Below are 24,054 nucleotides of genomic sequence, written 5' to 3'. Positions count from 1 at the left end.
ACGACCGTGGTAATCGGTCGTGCGAAATTGCCGGCCAAATTCGTCGTATTCGTATATGGTTTCACGGATTTCGGGATCGGCGGTCGGGTTATTTAAATCAACTACAAATTGACGTTGAATGTAAGTCCGACCGAACTCATCGTATTCCGTTTCACTACGTCGCGTGATGCCATCAGAAACACTCTCAACCGCTGATTGCTGGCTTTTTTCGTTGTATTCGTAGGTGGTGGTGTCGCCATCGAAGTTGGATGTGCTCAGCATCCGGCCACTGATGGGATCGTAGACCGTGCTACTGGAATCCGTCACGGTTCCTGCATTGGTGACAATCGTGCCAAAGATGGCGTCAAGATCGACTTCGAGTGAGGTCGCGTCGTCAATGAGTTTGCCTTGGGCGTTGATGGAGACGTTGAAAGCGACCTCATTGGCATCAACGAGTTGGATTGTTAGATCATCACGACTCTCTGAAGTAATCACGCGGTCAAGGGCATCGTAGATGGAATGAGAACCGCCACGCGACAGGCCGGCATAGTTTGTACTGGCCGAATGGGTGGAACGTCCTTTAGCATCAAAGACGGTTTGCGAATAAGAACCATCGTGATTGATGGACATCACCACTTGGCCACGAGCATCGTACAGGTAGTAGGTGCTTTGACCTAAGTCATTCGTCGTCGAAGCGACCTGTCCGATGTTATTGTAATTCGTCCAGGATTCGTTCCCTTGGGCGTCTGTGGTGTGGAAAACGCGACCTTGATCATCGTATTCGGTCGAAGAAGAAAGTGTGTGAGTATCAGTTGGGTTGTCGGGGTTAACCCATATCACAGAGGTCCCAATTTGGTTCCCCAGGTCATCGATGGTAAAGGTGACAGGGCTTCCTAGTGACCCTGAGGTTTTGATAACGTCACCGTAGGAGTTGTAATCGATACGAGTGATGTTGCCGTTCTGGTCTTCGATTAAGTCGTACCGATTGCCTCCTCCGTCGGCCGTTTGCGTGATGGTCGTCGTGTTTCCAAACGGATCGGTGACTGACTGTTTGTTCCCGCTTCCGTAAGGGCTTTGGGAGTAGCGGGTGACATTCCCGAAGGTGTCGACTTGCTGGTACAGGAATCCATCCGGGTTGTAGAAGCTTTGGCTCGTATTGCCGAAGATATCAGTAACGGTACGGGGGTCGCCATTGGCTTTGTAGGTGTAGTAAGTCGTTAGATCATCAGTCTCCCCGTTAACGCCATCATCTTCTGAGCCGATGACTCTGGTTTCGGAGAGAACCAGATCGTCATCGTTATAAGTCATGATAACAATGCCACCGAGTGGGTCCTCAGTACGGATGACGTTACCGTTGTCGTCGTACCAGGTCGTCCAGATTTCGTCAAGTTGGTCAGTGCGGACTTCTTTCTTGAGGTCGGAGTCGTAATCGAGCAGAATCGTCTGACCGTCCGCGTCAATGACTTTCGTCAGGCGACCGGTTTCGTCATATTCGCTGCGGGCAGCCGGTAGGCCGTTGGGAGCAATGATTTCGTCGAGATAGTGAGCGGGATCGCCAGATTCATCGAGATAGGTGAACTGGGTCGTTGCTTCAACACGATCGGTGACGGCGATGAGATCCCCGTTGGCATTGTACGTGTATGTGATGCGGTTACCGAGCGGGTCGATGACCGCTTTGATGCGGCCCGCCTGGTCTCGTTCGAATTCAATACCCCGACCGCTGTCGCTGGTGATTCCGGTCTCGGTGAAGAAGAGTTTGTTGCCGTCACTGTCTTTGATAGTACTGAGCTGGAGATCGTCCCCGTCAATGAAGAGTTCAGCGTCGTTTCGGTATTTGAGGGTAAAGCCACCGCCGAATTCGGACAGTGTCGGGTTGTAACCGGTTAACGTACCGGGCAAGTACATTTCCCCTTCGACTTGCTGAAGAAGAATTTCAGGAACGACCAGTTCGGTCTGATTGCCCGAGTCGGACTGGAATTTCGGGATCCAATACATTGGACCGTAGATTGGAATGGCGGTCTCGGCATCGGGTGCATAATAGAGAGTGAAGCCTTCGGTGGAACCATCGGGCATGGTGATGACGATACGGGTGTCCTGCGGATAGTAGATGTCATCGCCCAAAGAGCTTTCCTGGGGAACGCCGGAGACATAGTCGACATCCACCTTTACGTTGGAGATGTCGAGATTCCAACCGTATCCAAAGTCACCCTGTTTGTTGGCGTTGAGAGTGTCGTAGGTACGAGTGATGGTGATCGGAATGCCAGCAACGGGGACTGCGAGATCGAGGAAGGAGACGGAGAAGTTGCCGAGCTTCAGGGCGCCTTCGATTTCGATGTAGGTTGTCTCAGACGCTGAATGAGCCCCGTTATCGACTGCGTCAAGGGTGAGGGCGTACGTTCCGTTTGGCAAGAGAGTCGTGTCTATCTCTCCCAAGACGGCATTCGACAGAGCACCGGTACCGGTTCCCAGCTCTTTCGAAATGGAGCCATCTAACGAGTTGAGAGTTAACGTCCAGCTCACGCTTGCGGGTATGTCGTCATCCACGGAACCGATGACATCGGTGGGCTCCGTCAGGATGGCATCGCTGTCCGGCAGGAGAATGTTTACGGAAGGAGGGAGAACATCTGCGGGGTCGACCACCTGGAGTGAAATCGGCGTTGCCGTACCAACGTTACCCGCCAGGTCAACTGCCGTTCCTTCGAAGTTAAGTGTACCGATCTGGTCCAATGTCAATGTGGTCCAACCGTTGGAGTCAAGGACGAGAACTCGATTGATGGGAGTGGTCGTTCCACCGACAGTGATGCTGGCCAGGTTCAATGTTTTGGAAGCGATCGCGACGTTGTCGTTGGCGTATAACTGCAGACGAACTTCGGTGCCGAGATTACCATTAGGGTAGGTATCGATGTAAAGATTCACAAATGGAACTTCAGTGTCGGCGTTAACCGTAATGTCGAACGTCTCGGACGTCGACACACCCAGAAGATCGGTGACGGTCACTGTGACGGGGTGTGTGCCGACGTCGCTGCTGTCGGTCGTCCACAGAATACGCCCGAAGTCATCCACAGTGGCTCCATCTGGGGCTGTTGTCAGACTGTAGAAAATTGGATCTCCATCGGGGTCACTGGCATTCACATCGACCCGGAAAGATTTTCCGGCAGAAATAGTTTTGTCATTGATCGCCGCAATGGCTGGTGCGGAGTTCGCACGGGCTTTGACATAAAATGTTTTGCTGACGAGATAGGTTCCGTCGGAAATGCGAATGCGAATCGGTTCCCAATTACTACTGGCTGAAGCAGGTGTCCATTCAATGAGGCCGGTATTAGTATCGATGGACATGCTGGTTGGGCCATTGAGTAACTCGAAAGTCACGGTATCGTTGTTCGGGTCTGTCGTCTGCAACGCATGCGTATAGAGGGTACCAACCAGCGCCAGCGAAGGAGGGGTCGATGCGAATTGAGGCGGCTCGTTTGTGGCCGGTGCCGCAACGACAAGGGTGTAGCTCTGGTCAACCGAAGCCCCGCGAGCGTCTGTAACACGCACAATGACATTGACAGAGCCTGAACCGGCGGGCGTCCAGTTGATCATTCCGGAAGTGGCATTGATCGTCATACCTGATGGGTAGGCTGCCAGACTGTAAGTAATCTCATCCCCATCTGGATCGTACGCGTCCACCTGATAATAATATGCGGTATTTGCGATAGCCTCGGTGATAGGGAACGAGTCGATCATGGGCGCCAGGTTTGAACTACGGACAGTCAACGTATACGTCTGCGTCGAATTGCCTCCATAGGTATCCGTCACCGTCAATGATACATCATGTTGACCGATCTGATTTAGATTGGGAGACCAACTGAGGTACCCAGTTTCGGAATCAATTTGCATCCCTGTGGGACCATTGTTCAAATTCCAGACAAGACTGTCGGCTTCCGGATCGGTGGCTGCCGCTTGGTAATCATAGCCAAGTCCCGTAGTCGCATTCACTGACGGTGTAGAAGTGATCGCGGGAGCGGAATTCACTTCGGAAGTGACCACACTCAGCAAGTAGGTTTGTTCGGTGAAACCACCGTGGCCATCTTCAACTCGAACGGTGTATGAATGAGGTGAAGTAGCGACATCTTCTCCGTCGGGTGTCCAGGTAATGAGGCCACCATTATCAATGACCATACCCCCAGGGGCACTTGCCAGCAGGCTATAATTCAAGTCGTCGAAATCGGGATCGGTGGCAATGACTTGATGAACGAAACTTGTTCCCAACTGGATGCTGGTACGTGGACTGGAAATAATCGACGGATTCTGGTTAGGAGTTGAGGGATCGCTGACGACGAGATCGAACGATTGCCCGGAGGAGGCTCCCACGTTGTCAGTGACGATTATATTGACTCGGAACACGCCGATGGAACTGGGTGTCCAGCTGAATTGACCGGTCTGGGCATCAATGCTCATGCCACTCAGAGGAGAAGAGAGCGAATAGGTGATCGTGTCGCCCGGGTTGGGATCCTGAGCGGTTACCGCATAAGTGTATTCCACATCCATATCGGTGTATTGATCCGGCTTGGAGGTGATGTACGGAGGCGCGTTGTCGACGACTGGTAGTGAGAATGTCTGAGAATCCGAAGCTCCGAAGGGATCGGTTGCCGTGACGGTGAATTCGAACGTACCGGCTGTGATCGGCGTCCATTCGATCAACCCAGTTTCGGAATCGATCGTCGCTCCCCGACCCAGAGAGTTCTGGTCGAGACTGAAGGTAATCACATCCTGGTTCGCGTCGGAGGCGATTGTCTGATACTGATAACCTCGATTGAGCGCGGTGGGACCGGTCGGTGTGGAGGTGATCACCGGCGGCTCATTTTCTTCCAGCGGCGGGCGTTCTTCGAGGACGTGTAATGTGTATGTTTGCGTCACGCTTGCCCCAGAGGAGTCTTCCACTTTAACTGAAACAGAATACGTGTCGGCGTCGCCCGCCGTCCAACTGATCAAGCCGGACGAGCTGATCGTCATGCTACTGGGGGCGGTGACGAGGGAGTAAATGAGCGCATCTCCATTCGGGTCATATGCACTCACTTGGTATAAGTAGAGATCGCCACTCTTGACCTGATTACCGGGAACAGAACTGATAACCGGCGGATCGTTGCTGGGTGGCGGTTCGTTGATTGAGGCCAGCGTAAATGTTTGCGTCGCGTAGGCCGCTTTGCCGTCTTCGACCGTGATGACGGCGGTGATTTCGGTTTCAACGGTCGGCGTCCAGGTGATCAAGCCGCCGGCCGAAATCTGTAGCCCGGCGGCGAGGCCAGCGCTATCAAGACTGTAAGTGAGCGGGTCGAGGTCAGGATCGGTTGCGTCGACCTGGTAAGACCATTCGTTATTCAGATAAGCCGGCCCCTGGGGAGAGGAGTTGATCGCCGGGGGCGAATTTGTCGCACTGGAGTCGATGACCTGCAATGTGAACGATTGGGTGACTACGTTACCATTGCCGTCGTCCACGCTTACGATGATCGGGTAGCCGCCTATAGTATTTGGAGTCCATTCGACCAGTCCATCGGTAATCGTCATCCCCCGGTTCAGCGAGTCCTGGTCGAGGGAAAACGTAAGGGGATCCTCGTTGGGATCGGTGGCTGTCACCTGGTAGCTCCAGAGGGTTTCGGTCAGTCCCGGTCCCTCTGGTGTCGAGGTGATCGTGGGAGCGTTGTCGATCGTCGACCGCACGATGGCATCGATCATGAACGTTTGCGTGCCGGAACCCCCATTTCCATCCGTGACGGTGACTTCGACAGTTTCGGATGTGACCGCGGTGGGCGTCCAGGTGATCAAACCGTTGGAGTCGATCGCGAATCCATTACTGACGGAGGCCGCATCGAGATCGAAATCCAAGGTCGCCTGTTCGAGATCTTCCGCTTCAACCTGGTAAGTCCATTGTTCGTCGACATAGGCCGGGCCGGTGGGGACCGAGGTGATGCCTGGCGGTGTGTTCGGGTCGACGGAAGAGAGGGTGAAGGACTGAGTCGCGTATCCACCACGACCATCGTCCACGGTAATCAGAATGTCGAGTTCGGTTTCCGCGGTGGAGTCCCAGGTCAGGACTCCGCCGGAGGTCAGGTTCATGCCGATCGGGACGTAAGGACTTTCGGTCGTGTGTAATTCAATACGATACGATTCTGTCGATTCGGATGTGGCGTCGTCTGAGAGGACGACGGTGAAATCGATGCTGTTCGGATTGGAGCCCCCTCCGTAGAAGGTGAGCGTTGTCCCGTCGAAATCTACACCCGAAGTCGCTGCGGCAGCACTGGTGAGTGCAGTGACGACATCAGTAATGTAGTCCGCACTCGCCGTATCATTCAGAACGTGAACGACATCAATTCGGGTCACTTCACCTTCGGCGAGTGTTCCCGTGTAGGAGATGGTATAGGTTGCTTCATTATTGTCCACGTCGCCTGTATTTTCCGTGGTCGATGTGTCCCCAGTGATAGAGAATACGATCGGAGCCGCTGTCGTTTCGTCGTCGACAATCGTCGTTGAGGTCGTGTTCTGTGTAATCAACACGCCGTCGGTATTTGCCGTTTGAGCATTAGATAGTTGAAGGGCGTACGCTTCGCTCTCTTCAGTCTCACTGTCGTTGGTCACGGGCAAGCTGAATTGCAGCACAGTAGTACCGTCGCCGGTAACACTTTCGTAGGTGATCTCGATTTTAGCGGAATGCACGTAGTAGTCAGGCCCATTGTTACTGCCTTGCGGAGCAACGATGACGCCAAAATTGCTGGAATTAATGTCCGCAGCGGTCCATGTTGTTCCCCATAAGTCGGAACTTCCCCCATAGACGACGGTTCCACCACTCCAAGTACCAGTAGTAGTGCCCGGGGTTCCCGCGTCACTCGTGCCGTCTTTTGTAATTGCGATGGGTGAAGTCAGCGTCATCGGATTATTAGAACCGGAGGTATTAACCGTGACCTTAATCCCCTCGATCGTTGCTGTTGAAGGGATCGAAAAATCGTAATCCGTCAGCTGCAAAGGATCAGGGAACTCATATTTATCGAGGACAGCGTGGGCAGCAGTCGATTCATTTCCATCAGCAGCATAGCTGACGTTTGCCCATTCTTCAGATCCCGCCCCCACGTCGGCAACGGCTGCCGTGGCAAATTCCTCTTCGGCGCTGCTGGAGACAGTCCCGTTCCCCTGGAACGTCAGCGTGGAACCGCTCAGCGAGACGGAGGACTCGGCGTTAGCTGCCGTTGTCAGAGCCGAGATCATTGTTTCCGAGAAATCACCCGAGGTGGTGTCGCCCAGAAATTGAGAGATGTCGACCGAGGCGGTTTCCGTCGAGGCCAGCGAACTGGTGAAGGTAACCTGATAGTTGGCTGTGTTTCCATCGGCGTCGTTCGGATCTTCGGTGACGGTCGCATCGCCTGAGATCGCAAACGTCGCTTCGCTACTGGTAGTCGATTGATTGTCTACAATACTTCCGGCAATCGAGGCGACGACGACGGAGGGGGCTTCCGGTGCCGGAACCGAGACGAAGTAGTTGAGCGGGTCGAGGTCAGCATCGGTGGCGACGATATTGTATGTCCAAGTGGATCCGACTTCGGCGGGCCCTTCCGGTACGGAAGTGATCACGGGAGCGTGATTCAGGGTATGCTCGGCAATCGCATTCATGGTGAAGGACTGAATGGCGATCCCTCCCCGCCCGTCGGAAACGGTGATTTCGACCGCTTCACTGCCGACGGCGGTAGGCGTCCAGCTGACAAGACCGTTGGCATCGATTGTGAATCCAGAACTCAGCGCACTCGCATTCAATGCGTAACTGAGCGAGTCCTCATCGATATCGAAGGCATCTAACTGATACGTCCACTCGTCGTCTACGACAGCGGGTCCGGAGGGAACCGAACTGATGTCGGGTGGTGTATTGGGAATGTACGACGTAAGCGTGTACGTCTGCGTCGCCGAACCACCGCGGCCGTCGCTGACTGTGATCTCGACGTCGATACTTGATTCGAAATCGGGCGTCCAAGTCAGTATCCCTTCTTCAGTAAAGTCGAGACCGGTGATTGAGGTATTGCCAGTCGTTTGACTGAGCTCAATACTGAATGATTCTGTTGATTCCAGCTCGGCATCGTCCGCAAGCACAACCGAAAAGTCGATGCTGGACGGATAATCGTTGCCTCCAAAGAAGGTGAGCGTCGTTCCGTCGAACAGAACGCCGTCTGTTGCGGCGGCCGCATTCTGAATCGCGGTGACGACGTCCACGTCGTAGTCGCTCACGGTCGTCTCATTCAGGTTGTGAAGGACATTGATCTGAGCAATGTCACCGGCAGTCAACGCTCCGGTGTAGCCAATCGTGTAGTCGAGTTCGTTCTCAGGCGAATTTTCAGAAGCGTTCTTTCCCCCGGTGATATTGAACACTATAGGGGCGCTGCTCGTTTCATCATCGATGATCGTTGTTGCTGCGGCACCCGCAATCAAAGCCGCACCGGAGGCGTTAGTAGTCTGCGGGTTGGAGAGCGTGATCTGGAACTGCTCATTCCCCTCTGTGGTGGCGTCATCAGCGATGTCGAGGGTAAAATCGATATCTGTTGTGGTTATCTGGGGTATGGTAGGTGTTTCATAGAAGACTTCGATCTCGGCAGAATAGACATAAAAACTGTCAGTCCCGGAATATCGTTCGACGACGATCAGGGAACCGAAATTCGTTGAGTTGATTTCGGCCGGAGTCCAGGTCGTTCCCCAGAGGTCCGTCGATCCTCCGTAGACGATTGAGCCTCCGTCCCATGCCCCGGAACTACCGGAGTTTTTGTAGGAAACTCCTGACGTACCATTTTTAGTCAGAGCAATATCTTCCCAGCCGGTTTCCTCGGAGCCGGTGGTGACCAGCGTCAATTGAATGCCGGTGATGGTGGCATTGGCCGGGATGTTCAATCCATAATCGGTTACAGCGAGCGCTTCACTGGGCTGATTCGAATTCAGCGAAATCGATGCCGGACTGCCGGTCGAATCGCCGGTGGCGTTGGTCGGAGAACTCCAGTTGGTAAAACTGGAAGTGATTGATGTTGCCGCGCCGGCGTAACCCTCAGAACTGCCCGGCAATGGATCCTCGGAGGCTCCGGTGAAAGTCAAGGTCGTGCCATCGAAGGAGATCAAGGACTCCCCGGAAATGGCGTCATTGATGGCCGCCTGCAGTGAATTCGAATAGTCGCTCGCATCGGTCGAGTCGAGTACGTGAGCCAAGTCGACAGAGGCCGTTTGGCCTTCATTCAACAATCCTGTATAACTGAGTGTAAAGGTCGCATCATCGGTTCCTTCGACAACATTGGTTGGACCGGTGATCGAAAAGGTCGCTTCGCCACCACTGAGACTGCTGTCTGTAATCGAACCATCGATCAAACTGCTGCCAATCGACGAAGCGACGCGGTCCGTCACAGAGAAGGAATAACTGAGCGGATCTCCGTTCGGGTCATACGCTTCGATCTGATACCGGTATTCTTCTTCGACGGGAGTCGATACGTTCGGAATCGACGTGATGACCGGGGCATTGTTAACTTCCGGAGTGGAGACGACCGGGAGTTCGAACGTCTGAATGGTGGCGGAACCGTGGGGATCTTCGGCTTGGATGGAAACGAGCTCACCAGCTGATACCGCTGAAGGTGTCCAACTTACGGTTGTGCCGTTTAGCGACATGCCCACCGGAAAGCTTCCCGAAACCAGGGAGAGAATAACTTCGTCCCCATCCGGATCGGTCACTTCGATTTCGTAGGTCCATTCCTCGTCAACGACCGCCGGGCCGGTAGGGCTGGAGTCGAAGATAGGCGGTTGACTGCGAATCACTTCTTCCACGACATGCAGATGATAGACTTGAGCCTGGCCGGCACCATCCTGATCAGTAGCCGTGATCCGCACCTCGAACTGCCCTAAGACATCCGGTGTCCAACTGAGCGTTGAGCCGGTCAGCGTCATGCCGCGTGCGAGCGATTCGTCATCTAGGGAAATCGTGACCGTGTCCCCTACATCAGGGTCATCGACCGTAATTTCGTATGTGTAATCTTCGTTAATGTAAGTGTAGTATTCGGGTGTCGATGTGATCGACGTGGGTGAATTGTCGGTAATCGTTAAAGTGAATTCCTGATACGCAGTTCCGCCGCGCTGGTCGTCGGCTTGGATTCTGACGCGGTAAGATCCTTCGGTGGTCGGTGTCCAATTCACGAGTCCATCGCTGGAAACGGTCATGCCAGCGGGCCCCTGCAGGAGCGAGTATGCGAGGACGTCGCCGTTCGGATCGACTGCCTCGGACTGATAACTCCAGGGCTGGTTCACACCCATCGCCGGACTCGGCTCGGAGACAAATTCAGGGGGCTCATTGAGGGAGTGAATAACGATTTCGAAGTACTGCGTATCGAATCCCCCTTGCGTGTCGATGACTTTGATCCCGACGGGGATGTAACCTAGATCTTTATCTCTGGGATTCCAGACCAGCACTCCTGTTTGTTCGTCGATCGTCATTCCCGCCGGACCGGCAACCAACTCGAAGCGGATTGGTTCGAAGTCGTAATCAATGGCGGCTGCATCGTAGCGATAAAGTTCGTTTGAAACACCCGAATAGTGCGGGGTCGAAGTGATGATCGGTCGCCGGTTGGCAGGCGGATATTCATTGACCGTGATCGTAAAGGTCTCGACATCGACACCACCACGTCGATCGGAAACCCGCAAACCAAATTCGTATTCACCGGGAATGGTGGGGGTCCACTCAACGAGTCCGGTGTGGGAATCGATCGTAAGGCCCTCGGGAGGGACTCCCTGCGTAAGGTAAGAGATTGTGTCTCCATCCGCATCTTCCGCCAAAACCTGGTATTGGAAACTTTCTCCCGGATTGGCAGTAAGGGCAGGTGCTTCAAGAATAATGGGGGCCGTGTTTTCCTCCTGGCTGTTCCCAACCGTCACCGTCCAGGTCTGCGTGTCTTTGCCACCGTTGCCGTCCGTGACAAGGACGGCAAATTCATAAACGCCCTCAGCCGTTGGTTCCCAGACGAGGACTCCGCTGTCCGCATCAATTTCCGCTCCGTGAGTTTCTCCCGTCAATTCATAACTCAGGATGTCGGCATCCGGATCGATTGCATCAACATTGTAGTAGTACTGCGTGTTGATCTGCACCGGGATTGATGCGAGGACGTAATCATGATCGTTCTTGCGTACGATGAGCAAATCGAAACTTTGTGCCTCGGTGGTTCCGGTGAATTCAACATCAAAGGAGACCGTTTCGCCTGCGAGGACCGACTCGATGACGCCAGTCAGGTTGTTGATCGTTACCCCTTCGATGGACGGAATTACTTCGATCGCCAGTTGATCGGTAATTTCGTCGGCCAGGATTTCGGTGAAGGCGGCGGTGAATGACGTCGCCGAGTTGCCTCCGCTGCGGAGGATGTCGAGATTCCAGGCGACGCCCGAGTTGTCCCAGGAGAGATCAATGTAATCCGCCTTGGTGGTTCCATAACCACTGGTGGCCGTTCCCCCGGAGGTCGTCGTGAATCCGCCCGACCCGTCGGCGATATAAGCCATACCTTCGTTATCCACGCCGATGACGGCTCCCGTATACGGACTTGTCGAAAAGTTGTGTTTAACGACGCTATGCAGGACCGCGCCTCGGGCTTCCAGATCAGCGAGGATGCTGCTGTAAGAGAGAGATACATCGAATGGGTCCCGGTCTTCATCAGTCACCAGCACCAGATTGACAGCCGCTCCCGGACGGAAGGGGAAATTCGTCAAAGCGAAATCGATCGCCGCGTATCCATCTTCGACACCTCCGCCGGTGTTCAGGTCATCGGTTCGATCCTGGAAGTCGAGCGCATCGCCCATATAGAAATTGAATCCGGGCGTGATGCGGAACTGATCCCCTTCCAGTCCATTCACTACAAATGTATTGCTCTTGTTCTGTTGAGATATGGAGTTGACGTTCTCTTGATCGAACGTGGCGATTTCCGTGTTGTCGATGCCAACCATGCGGAAGCTGAACGCCCCCGTACTACCGGTGCTGTGAATAATGAGCTCATATTCACCTGTGTGAGTCAGCGTGAACGTGCCGGAATCATCATTTGCCGGAACGTCAAACAGGTTCTGGCCATTCGGTTGTACAAGTTTGGCCCGCAAATACGTGCTGTTACCGGAAAGTCCGTCGTAGAAGAGCCGCTGCCCTTTCGTGCCACTGAAAGAGTAAATAACCGGTTCGCTGGCCTGGTCAATCGTACCACTGATCTCCTGATCCAGGTTTAGGCTGAGTGCGTCCCGCGAAGGTTGCAGTTGTGGCTCGGCGATCCGTTTGACATTGAAGCTGTAATCGGTCGCAACCGTATCTGCCGCCTGACCTTCGACGAGCAGGTAGTACGTTCCCGGAATCGACAAAATGATCGGATCCGCAGCGCTGCCATCGTCGACATTTCGAGATAGCTCGAAGACTTCCGTTCCATAAGGCTCGATCAGTCGCCAGAAACCATTCGTATCCCCTGTAACCGATACCGAATCGAAGTGGAACAACTCACCTGCCTGAACATCGAACCGGTAAATGTCGGTCCCGTTCGCAGGGGAGGGACTCGCAGTCTGGTCCACCTGGGTGCCGGGTAAAATGACAGTAGATGAACTCGAATCACTCAAATCAGACAGCTTGAAACTGTAATTTCCAGTAGAATACTGATTCCCGGATGAAGTCCCTTGAACTGACAGCGTGTAATCCCCAGGTTTCACCTGCGTGTGGTCGATTACCAGATTTCGGTTATCGTATTCGGGGTCCCCGTGATAATCATCTTCATACGAAAACGTTGTGAGCGGAACGATTTCACCTTTGGGTCCGGTAAGTTTCCAGTAGAGCTGTTCGTTCTCGGTCAACGTGTCGAAGTAGAGACTCGTGCGAGAGTTCAGTGTGAAGGTGTACTCGTTCTTCTGACCGATCTGCGAGATCGCATCGGAGACCGTCGTTCCCAGCGTCAGCGCTGTTGTCTGAATCACCTCGGATTGAATTCGAAATTCGTAGGTGGCTGTACCAGTCGGTGAATTGTTGACGGCCCCTTCAATCAGCAGATAGAACGTCCCGGTCTTGCTAAGCTCCACCACCCCTAAGTCGGCAGTTCGATTGGTGTTGAACAGAACGGCTCCATCCGGATCGATCAATCGCCATTTGCCTCCCGTTGGTGCTCCGATCACCTGAGCATCAAAGAGGAGACGATCCCCCGCCGTGCCGCTGAATTGGTAAATATTTGTACTGTTGGCCGGATCGAGCAGACCGGTGACATCGGTGTCGACGGACGTGGAAGTCCCTGAACTCAGGGCTTTCAGGGTGAAGGAGTAGTCACCGGTGGAACTGCCGGAACCGAAGACCTTGATCCGATAAGTTCCCGCCTTCAGCGAGCGGACAACTTCTGCGTCGCTGACATTATTGGCATCCGAACCGGAGAAGTAATTGAAGTTATCGAGAGTCAGTCCGGAACCGCTCGCGAGATCCCAACGGATGGAGGAGGTGTTTGAGAAGGAGTCGAAATAAATCAGGCTATCATTGGCCAACGTGAATTCGTAATAGTCCTGCTCGTTAGCGACCGAGATAGTGCTGTCGATATTTTGTCCAACCGTGATTGAGGTCGGGCTGGGAACCGTCCCTCCGGTACCGGTTTTATAGGCGGTGAGTTCGTACGTTTCGTCGTTGCTGTCATCTCCTTCGAAGAGGATGTAATAGGTACCAGTGGTTTCCGCCACAAACCCGGTATGGCTGCTGTCGTAATTCACCTCTAGAACAACGTTTCCATTCGGTTCGACGACACGCAATAATCCGTCATCGAGCGTCCCACCCCCACCGGGATCCTGGCTTGAGAAAGTGAAGATATCCCCGGCTGTCGCGCTGAAGGAAAAAATATCGGTCGAATAACCGGTTGAGAGATCGTATTCTACGTGGCTGGAAGAGTTGATGTCGTGCGACGTCGCACTCGCGAGATCGAGCAAGCCGAAATCATAGGTGAGTGTGGATGAGCCGCTGTTCGAAATCGTCAAGGTATAATCGTCCGCCGGGAGATTCAGCATAACATCAAGTCCGGAGATGTCGTCCGCGTTGCTCTGGTTGAACGAGCGATTGATGACGATGTCACCCCCGTTCGTCGAACTCAGTGTCCAGCTCAAATCAGCAGATGAAGTGCGGGCATCGAAGTAGAGAGACTTCGCGCCGCCCAAGGTGAAGGTGTATTCATTGACTTCGTCTGTGGCGACTGAATCGGACACATTGGTGTCTAACGTCAGCGACGAAGTCGTGACGGTGGGCGACCCGCCTCCACCCGGTCCGGGTGGCACATACAAATCGACGGAAAACGAATAGGAGACAGTTGCACTGTTGTAAGCATCCCCTTCGAGCAGGTAGAGGTAGTCGCCTGTCTTCTCTGCCGTGTACAGGAAGTCTGCATTGGCGTTCGTATCGACAACGATATTCCCATCCGGATCGAGCAGCCGAATGTAATCGTAAAAGTCCCCGCTGTTGACGAAATCGAGCCGGTCACCCGCCGTGGCACTGATTTTGTAGAAGTCGGTACCGTTGCCCGGGTCCAGTGTCCCATTGATAGTCTGGCCATCGACAGTGGCGGAGCTGATCGTTTCGGACCACAGATCACGCAGCGCGAAACTATAAGAGGGAGTGCCCGAGCCCGCATCTTTTATCATTAAGGTATAGTTGCCGGGTAACAAATCGAGGAGGACCTTGCTGTTGACTTCACTCTCATGTTGGTGATAGTCGTCATCGTAGGCAGCAAAGTTGTACGATTGGTTATTGACGATTCCGTTCGGGCCGAACAACGTCCATTCCAGACTCGTATCTGCTGTCAGGGGGTCAAAATGAGCGAGCGCATCCTGAGTGAGGGTGAAGGTGTAGATGTCGTGTTCACCACTCACGGAGATTGCCCCGGATGTCGTCGCGCCCAAGGTCAATGGCGTCCCCTGCATGTAGATGGGCGTGATCTTGAAGTTGAAGTTAAAGTTGACCGTGTTGCTGCCTCGTCCTTCAATCAGGACAGTGTAGATGCCGGTCTCGGTGAGTTCGTGATAGCCACCGTGCGCTTCCCCTTTGCGAGTAAATACGACCTCTCCGTTGGGGTCAATCAATCGCCAGTAGCCACGATTGGCGGTCGCTGAGATGGATTCGAAGAGAAGTTTGTCGCCCGCGGTTGCGGAAAACTTCCGGAAAGCAGACCTGTCTCCGGGAGAGAGGGTCAGGTACGTATTTTCATTGAATACGGCGCTGTTTGCCGTATGGAGATCGACCAGGTTGAACTCATAGTCACCGGTTGAATAACCGTTGCCGGCGATTTTGACGACATACGTGCCCGCCGTTAATTCCAGGGCCGCTTCATCGTTCGGGAGATACTTTCCGTCCGCTTCCGACAGTCGCACGCGATCCACAATCGTTCCCCCAGGGCCGGTGAGACTCCAGTTGAGTAAGGGATCATTCGTGCGGGAATCAAAATAGACGAGCTTGGTTTCCGACAGGGTGAAAGTGTGTAGGTCGTATTCGCCCGGGGCGCTGATTGTGTCGCTGACCAGTGTGCCGAGGCTCATTCCAGTCGAAGTGACCGACTGAGTCGTCATCTGGAAGTCATAGGTGCCCCCGGCCGCGTCCAGCGGAGAGCTCTTGAGCAACAAATAGTAGGTGCCGTCATGCGTTGCGAAGACGGTCTGATCGGAAGTGCTTGCCGAGCTGAACTCTCCGGAGAAGAGAGACGCTCCATAAGGTGAGAGGAGTTCCCACGTCGCATTCGCAGCCCCCGTTCTTGCAGTGACGTCGAAGTCAATCAGTTCCTCGGCACTCGCGTCGAACTTCACGATGTTCGTGCTGGCAACGGTATCGAACGTACCTGTAATCGTTGTGTTAAAATCGATCGTGGGGACCGTGCTTAGGTCATTTAATTTGAATTCATAACTGGCCGACACTGCGGAGCTATTCGAAACGACGACCAGGTAGGTCCCTTCTTCCGGAAGAATGGTCAGCCCCGCATCGCTGTTAGCGTCCACGCCATCGAGCAAAATCGACCCGCTGGGGCTGATCAACGTAATGTCGGCGGTGTCTGCACCCGTCGATCGGGAATCGAGCTGCAGGAAGTCGCCCACTTCGCCCGCAAACTGATAGTATTCGGCTTCATAGCCGGTCTCGAGCGTTCCCGACAGCGTCCCCGCGGACCAACTGGTATCAATCGTGGAAGCGTTCGTCAGGTCCACCAGTCGGAACGCGTAGTCACCCGTACTGGTTCCATCGGACGTTTTCAGTGTCAGGGTGTAGTTGCCAGAGCGAGGAATGCTGAAGACACCACTATCGACCGACGCGTCCTGATCGGCCATCGCGATTTTACCCGATTCATGGACGATGTCGTACAGCACGATGCTGTCATCAACGTCCGTTGTATCGATGAAGATTTCCTGTCCGGCGGACGCGGCGAAATTGACGGTGACCGTTTCCACTCCGGTAATGGAACCACTGTAGGTCGTATCAAGTCCGGAGGTGGTGACCGGCTCGTCAGTGATGCTGGTCAGGATAAAGTTTGTATTGGTGAGCCCCGCGGCGCCCTCCGTGTCTACTACGATGGTATAAATGCCGTCGGTGGGCAGGACGATATCAGGTGACAAATATGACGCATTAATGTCGAGATCCTGAACCAGGACATTGTTGTTGTCATAAATGCGAATTCGGTATGGCTCTTCATTGGTGATGGCGCGCCCCGTTCCGAGGTAACCAACTAAACCGTAGTAATTGGGGGAAATTCCTTCGGAATTTAAATGACTATCCAGCTGGTTGATCATTTCCCCCAACCAATCGTGTTCGTCGGTCATCGATCCCGATTCATCAACGATGAACACAACGTCAGTCGCCTGGCTCAGTTCCCCGACCGGTGACGTATAGAAAACGGGCTCGATGCTCGTTTCCCCTTCTTCGAGCAATAAGCTAATCAGTTCGGGAGACACGGTCCCCGTCGCCGCATTCCTTGGAGCGGGAAGTCGATGTTCCGTCTGAGGGTCGCTGACAATGATCGGATCATGGTTGGCCGGGTTGGCGTGCACCAGGATCTGATAAGCTTGACGGGCCGAGCCTCCATTCCCATCGTCTACCTGTAATTCAACATCAAAATACTGATCGATATCATCCGGCGTTGGAGTCCAGATAACGGCCCCATTAGTTCCTACGGTGAAATCACCACCGGGAATCTCGTAACCTGCAAACACAAGGGAATCCCCGTCAGGGTCATCAGCTGTTGCCTGGTAAGTGTATTCCAGGCCCACATATGCATCAAGTACCGGAATCGAAGTGAAACGGGGAGGGCGATTCGCAACTGTATCACGAACATGAATCGAGAATTCCTGAGTTGTTGTTCCCGCGTAAGGATCTTGAGCTTGGATCACAACCGATTCGATTGAATTTGCATCGGTAAGCGAAGTCGTCCAAGAAACAATCCCAGTGGTCTCATCAATGGTCAAACCAGTCGGCCCGGAAACGAGGCTATAAGTCACCTCATCTTCTTCTGGATCAACCGCATCAGAATCGTAACTGTAATCTTCGCCTGCAATCACCTCGACAACCGGGCTTGTTGTGAAGAGTGGCGCCGAATTCAGCTTCGCCAGAACAACGATGTCGTAATCAAACTGGTTGTGGTTAGGGTTGAAGAAAGTCAGGAATATTTCTTCAGTTGTTGTCTCACTCGGTTCAAACCAGGAATCCTGTTCATCAAACAGATACTGACTGAGGTCATAATATCGTGTTCCGTCTGGACCAACGACATCCGCATTTTCCAGACGAACGTGAGCAGCGGTGATCCCATTAATCCCCATCAAAAGCGGCCCACGCACCGAATAGGTACCCTCATTGGTCAGTTGAATTCCGGTTGTCAATCGGTCGGTTTCTTCATTGAATGAAGTAACGGTGTAAGCAACCCCAATGCTGTTAGTGACATCGTCTAGTTCATTCAGGTTGATAGCTTGACTGAGAGTTTCAACAGGAATAGGAGTCGTCGTCGTTGGGCCTACGACGGGGGAAACTGTGAGAAATGTCAGGTCTTCACCAAGCCCTACCGATGTCGTCGTGTCATCATCGTTGTTCACGAGGCGAGCGATCAAGGTAAGTTCTGTGCCCACCGCGAGATGACTGACATCGATAGTCACCGCTCCAGTTCCCGCATTGTAATGTGCTCCTCCGCCTAAACGTCGAAGTTCTCCTTCGGTTTGATTATAAAACGCATCGCGTCCTGCAATGATCGTTCCCACAACAGAGTCGCCTTCACTATCCACCAACGCCAACTCGAATGCATCATTGATCGAAATGAGATCATTCGTGTCAAAGAAAAGATCATAAGTTTGAACTTCAACGGCTGCAGTCGATTCATCCAACGTAAACTCGTAACGGTGCTCAACAACAAAATGACTATTCTCAATCAGAAAGACTTCGCCAACCTGAACAATCAGGGAATTCGAAGAGTAGGTTCCGTCTTCATCGGAGGCAGTTGCCGTGATCGTATAGGCTCCTGGTGAGGTGAAAACATGATCCACAGCCAGCGAAGTGCCAGGAATCGTCTGCGGTGAAGTCCCGTCTCCCCAGTCGATTACCCATTCAGTGAGAGTGTCGTCGCCCGGATCCGTAACACTTAAGCCGAGAGGATAAGTTGAGTCTTGAACGACAGACTGGGCTCCACTGATGGTCAATACTGGGTCGACATTGGCCACAGCGACCGACAGGTCATTGGTGTCAACTATCAATGTTCCGTCTGACGCGGTACTCGTAATCGTGTAATTGTTGGGTCCGTCTGCATAGGTATGCGTCGCGGTGAGTGTGCCGCCCGTGATCGTCGAGCTCCCTCCGTCACCCCAGTCGATCACCCAGGAACTCACATTAAAGTCGCTCACTGCAAGATTGAGGGTGTATGTCGATCCTTCATTGACAGTTGGTGCACCGGTGATCGTTTCCATGTAGTCAGCGTAGACTACGAGATCGAAATCGAATTGAACCTGATTTGAATTAGTAAACTGTAAAGAGAACCCACTTAAAACTTCGGTTGGATCCCACACATCTCCAGTCAACAGATGTGAGATGTCGTAATAAGGTGTTCCATCAGGAAGCGTGCCATCAATATTGGTCAGTGATACATTTACATTTGAAATATTTTGTACGCCGATCAGGATTGGGCCGCGTAATATTTCGGCCGACGTATTTTCGATTTCGACTGCACTGTAGAGTACGTCGGTCTCTTCATTGAATGAAGTCGCCCGATACGAGGAAGTTGTCAAGTCGGTGACATCTTCCATCCGTGCAGGATAAATGGTCTGAGGAGTATTATTGGCTTCGGTGGGTGATGTCGTCGTTGGATTTACAACTGGCGAAACATCTAATTGAAGCAAACGAGGATCGATGATCACAGAGGTGGTGCTGTCGTTGTCATCGTTAACCAGTCGTGCGATCAGGGTTAGGGATGTTCCTGCAGTCAGGTGCGAAACATCAACCGTGACCGTAGAAAAACTGTTCGAGATATCTGTTTCGAATAAGACCCCGTTACCATAATTGGGTGTTTCTCCTTCGGTGTAATTAAAGAAGGCATCCCGATTCTGTAAAATCGTGCCTACGACAGGGTCACCATTTGAATCAACTAACGCCAACTCGAACGCATCGTTGATTTCATCTACTGTCGACGTATCAAAGTTCAGGTTATTAAACCTCAGAGCCAGTGCATTTGTTCCGCTGTCGAGCGTAAAGGTGTCGGAATAAGCTGTATTGAAGTCAGCCTCTTCTGCCAACTTGACGTAATTAGAGGTCAGTGAAACGGGCAACGAGCCAAACGGGTTGGCCGTGTCACCACTTTGAATGAACTGCAAGTCAAAGATATGCGACGCCCCATTTTCAGTGAAAGTGACATCAAATGAGACCGTTTCTTCAGTGAAGGTTGCTGCGCTAAAAGCAAAGTCGACGCCTGATTTAGAGAGTGCAAGCGAATAATAATGATCGGCGACTTCCTCAGTGATTACATCAACAAACGCCTCCTGAAACGACAAGGCCGTGGCGAATGTGGTTCCCAAGGTTCCTCCTGAACGGAGTTGACGCAAGTCCCATATTGTTCCTTCAACAGCCAGTGTGGGGTTGATGTAATCGACTTGCGTATCGACATTACTGGTGTATTCATAGGAAGGGGATGAATAGCGATTAAATGTAACTCCGCCACTCGGTTCAGATATGTAACCCCCATTTCCGTCTGGGAAATAGGCTCTGGAATCGGGGGAATCACCATTCACTCCAAGAGCCAGATCGACTTGATCTGTCGAATCTATCTGCATATTTAGAATTGAATGCAGATTAATTCCCTGAGCTTCCAAATCAGCTTGAAGGGTACTCGCCGTGAGATTGTTGTCAAAGTTGTCGCGGTCTTCATCCGTAATCAGAATAATATGCTTTGAGGCATCTTCACGGAAATCCAGTAAATTGAGCCCGAGTTCAATGGCGTTATACCCATCCTCGTCTCCACCTAAAGTTGACAGCCGCTTGGCAGCGTAGCCAAAGTCTGCAGCCGTTCCCCAGGCATCCATTTTGAGTTGGATCGACTGCCCTTCCAGTCCGTTGAATTTAAAGACTTCACGTGTGTAGAACGAATCGTAAACGCCTTTAACCTCGTGGTCCATTTGCAGGTCGTCACGCACTGATACTTGAAACTCATACGCACCTGTCGAACTATCTTCAGCACTGATGACGAGTTGATACGTACCGGTTTCACTCAATTCCAGATCGGTAACCTGGATACCAACATTAGCCGGATGACTGTTACTCACAAACAGTGTTTCGCCGTTGGGTCCACGAAGAGTTATCTGGTGGTCGGTCGTCGCGGCAGAAGTGAAGTCGACTAAGACTGTATCGCCTTCGGTGCCGGTGAATGTGTATTCGTGTTTGTCTCCAACGCTAGCGATGTTTCCCGTCGTTGGAGTACTCATAACAAGCGTAGCGCTTGTGGTAACTTCTTCGAGTTCTATCTCAACATTGACACTGCTGTTCAAAACCGTTTCCGATTGATCCCCCTCAAGCAGTAAGTAATACGTTCCGCCCGCAGTCAGTGTGATTGCCCCCGTTCCCTGGTTCAAATCGGCGGAAGCCACCACGGTCCCTGCGTCATCGACAACACGCCATTGCGATTCCGTTGTTCCGGTCCAGTTGTTGAGTAGAAGATGCAATCGATCATTTGCGGTCGCTGTGAACTTGTAAGGTTTGATGGCGTGCGAGTTGAATCGCGGATTTAGGGCCGTTCCCGCAGTCAATGTGGTCGCCGATGCCCCCAAATCAATCAGCGCGAACGCGTAGTCTCCTGTCACGTCTGTGTCAGCATCAATCGTTAAGGTGTATGTTTCGGCCGCAAGATTCAGGGTCGCATTGGCATCAGAGACATTCTTTCCGTTTGAAGCAGAGAACAAACGGTTCGACACCACTGTACCACTAGTCGATCCGGTTAAAGACCAACGCACAGGACCGTTGTCTGTGAGAGCATCAAAGGCAAACAGGCCCGCTGATGCAACAGTAAAAGTGAAGGTGTCTTGTTCATTGCTCGCGCTAATGTCACCACTTACGACCTGAGATAGATCGAGTGGGGCCGGTGTGGAAGTGTCTGTTCCATGTGCGACAATATTAATCGTGTATCCTGGAGTTGTGCTGGTTTCTGCTTCGTCTCCTTCAACGATCAATGAGTACGTTCCTCCTTCATGGAAGTGAAGCGTACTTACATCGGTATCGAGCGTTTCGTCGAAAAGAATGTTTCCGTAGGGGTCAACGAGTTTCCAACTCGCATTGGCTGAACCGGTCCAGCTCTGACTATCAAACGAGTACATTCCCCCCGTTGCAGCGCTGAACTGATAAACATGCGATTCTGTTTCGGGATCTAACGTGTCAGTAACGGCGATTCCGGGCGTCATTGTGGTCGCAAGTGTCGACAAACTCTGTAAGTTGAAATGGAAACTCCCGATTGCCGTTTCGGTACCATCGACTGTTAAGGTATAGTTTCCGCTCGACAGATTCAGGACTTGATTGCCGCCAGTGAAATCCTGATTAACAACAATCTCACCGCTAGGGCCAGTCAATGACCAATTCAGGTACGTTGAGTTAGTAAGGGAATCAAAATAAAGAAGAGCATCACTTGCTAACGTAAATGTATAATGCGCCTGTTCTCCAATCTGGGTGAGTGAACTGTTGATGGCCGTTCCCAAGGTTAACGCTTGAGTCGCGCTGGAAACAGAACCGAGGTCCTCAACAGTAAACGTGAAACTTCGTGCGGTTGAGGCTGTTTCATGAATGTCACCTTCAACGATTAAATAATGCGTCGCGGTGCTGGTTGCTGTGATCAGATCGTGATCATCACTTAAGCTTGAATCAAATAAGACTGCGCCATTGTCATCCACCAATCTCCAGCGCGCATTCGCAGTGCCATCCCAACCAGTTTCATTAAAGTAATACTGACTCCCTGCTACCATCGCTAAGGAGTAGACTTTAGACTCTGCAACGGGATCAAGCGTTGCTGTCGTCGTGGTGCCTGTAGTCAGCGAAGCGGGAGTCGTGAGGTCAACCAGCCTGAAACCGTAAGGGCCATTTGTTGGTCCTGTTGCTCGAATCGTTAATGTATAGGTTCCGGATGCCGTTGCTGAAAGTAAAGTGTCGGCTAAATTGAACCCTTTGTCTGCCACAATCTCACCGCTGGGGCCACTCAACGACCATTCATAGTTCTCGTCGTTTGAGAGCGGCTCGAAAAGAAGATCGGTTGTGGACCCAGTAGTGAATGAGTAAGTGTGATCGATCCCTGCCTTTGTCGTTACACCTTGATACGCCGTATCAAAACTCAATGCCGCATTGGTAATGGCCGCAGAGTTATCTTCAAGATAGAAGCCATACTCGTGTGAACTCGTGTTTTGCAGAAACACACCGTTCTGATCCTGTACCGACTCACTTGGTCCTTGACCAGTTGGGTTAAAGTTAGGATCTTTAGTCAGCACGATCTTATCAATGTTGATCCCATCTTCGCCCATCCATAAATTTAATGTATGGATTCCCGTGGAAGGAACCGTGATCCGTGTTCCGGCTTCTGCCCACCCCAGATTATTTTCCCAAAAGTTGAAACTATTGATACTGCTGATTCGTGATCCGTTCAGCCCAAAATGGATCTGATCGCCATTCGTGTCAGGTCGTTCTCCGCGTATCCAGACGTAGTAGGAATCTGCTTCATCAAAATTAATATCATAATCTAATCGCGGGGCATTGTTCACCGACCCCGAACCATACGATGTTCCATTATCCGGACCTGACGCGATTTGCTGACCACTTGAAGCGACGTAGTTGTCTTCAACCGTCCAAGTGTCTCCCAACGAACCGGTTGTGGCTGTTTTGTAATTCTCCGCTTCAATTGACACTTCACCTAATAAATCCAACTGCTGGGTATTAAGAACAGCGTAGTATGTTCCGTCAGCAGGAAGGTTGAACTCTGCCCGTACATACCCGACATTTCCCGAACCGTCATCCCTGTATTCTCTTTTGACAGTACCTTTATCGACAATTGCTCCCGATTCATCATAAATCGAGATCTGATCAACTGAGGGAGCCATGTTGAACACGCTTCCCTTGTCGAGATATCCAACTAAGGCGAATCGATTATTAAAGATTCCCTGGTCTTCCAAAGCGGTCTCTAAGTCCAGAACCATTTCAGAGATCCACGAATGCTCTCCTCCCATCGAAGCTGATTCGTCGACAACAAAAATAACATCCGCCGTTGGAACCTGTGGATCTTCTTCCCCAATTCCCCCCGTGGGCAATGTGAGCGTTACAGTTTCCGTTATCGATTGGTTCAGAAGAAGCTGCAGGTCAATCGATTCTGGAGAGACATTCGACGTTGCAGAAGTCGAAGTGTCCGCTGGATTCGGATCAATATCTGTCGTGGTAACAGACAGCAGCAGTCGCTCCTCTAAGCTTTCGACAGAAGCAGGAATCTGCTTGTGATCAACACGGTGTCTCTTAAGTACTTTTCGCTTTTCAGTGTTGTTTCTAAGCTTGTTACGCAATGATTCGAACCAGAAGAATGGCTTCAT

1 protein-coding gene (only partly in view) is annotated in these 24,054 nt (G+C 52.2%); it reads right to left on the bottom strand.

Going from position 1 to position 24,054, the window contains the following annotated elements; all coding sequences use genetic code 11:
* Nucleotides 1–24,054: the 5' portion of a putative Ig domain-containing protein gene (locus Pla110_RS20995; RefSeq protein WP_144998924.1), read on the bottom strand. Its footprint begins 3,168 nt before the window's first position; only the first 24,054 of its 27,222 coding nucleotides appear in the window; the start codon lies at nucleotides 24,052–24,054; its stop codon lies beyond the left edge, outside the window.

The organism is Polystyrenella longa (assembly GCF_007750395.1).
Classification (GTDB): Bacteria; Planctomycetota; Planctomycetia; order Planctomycetales; family Planctomycetaceae; genus Polystyrenella; species Polystyrenella longa.
Note: the sequence above shows the minus strand (reverse complement) of the source record. Positions and strands in the feature narration are given on the sequence as shown.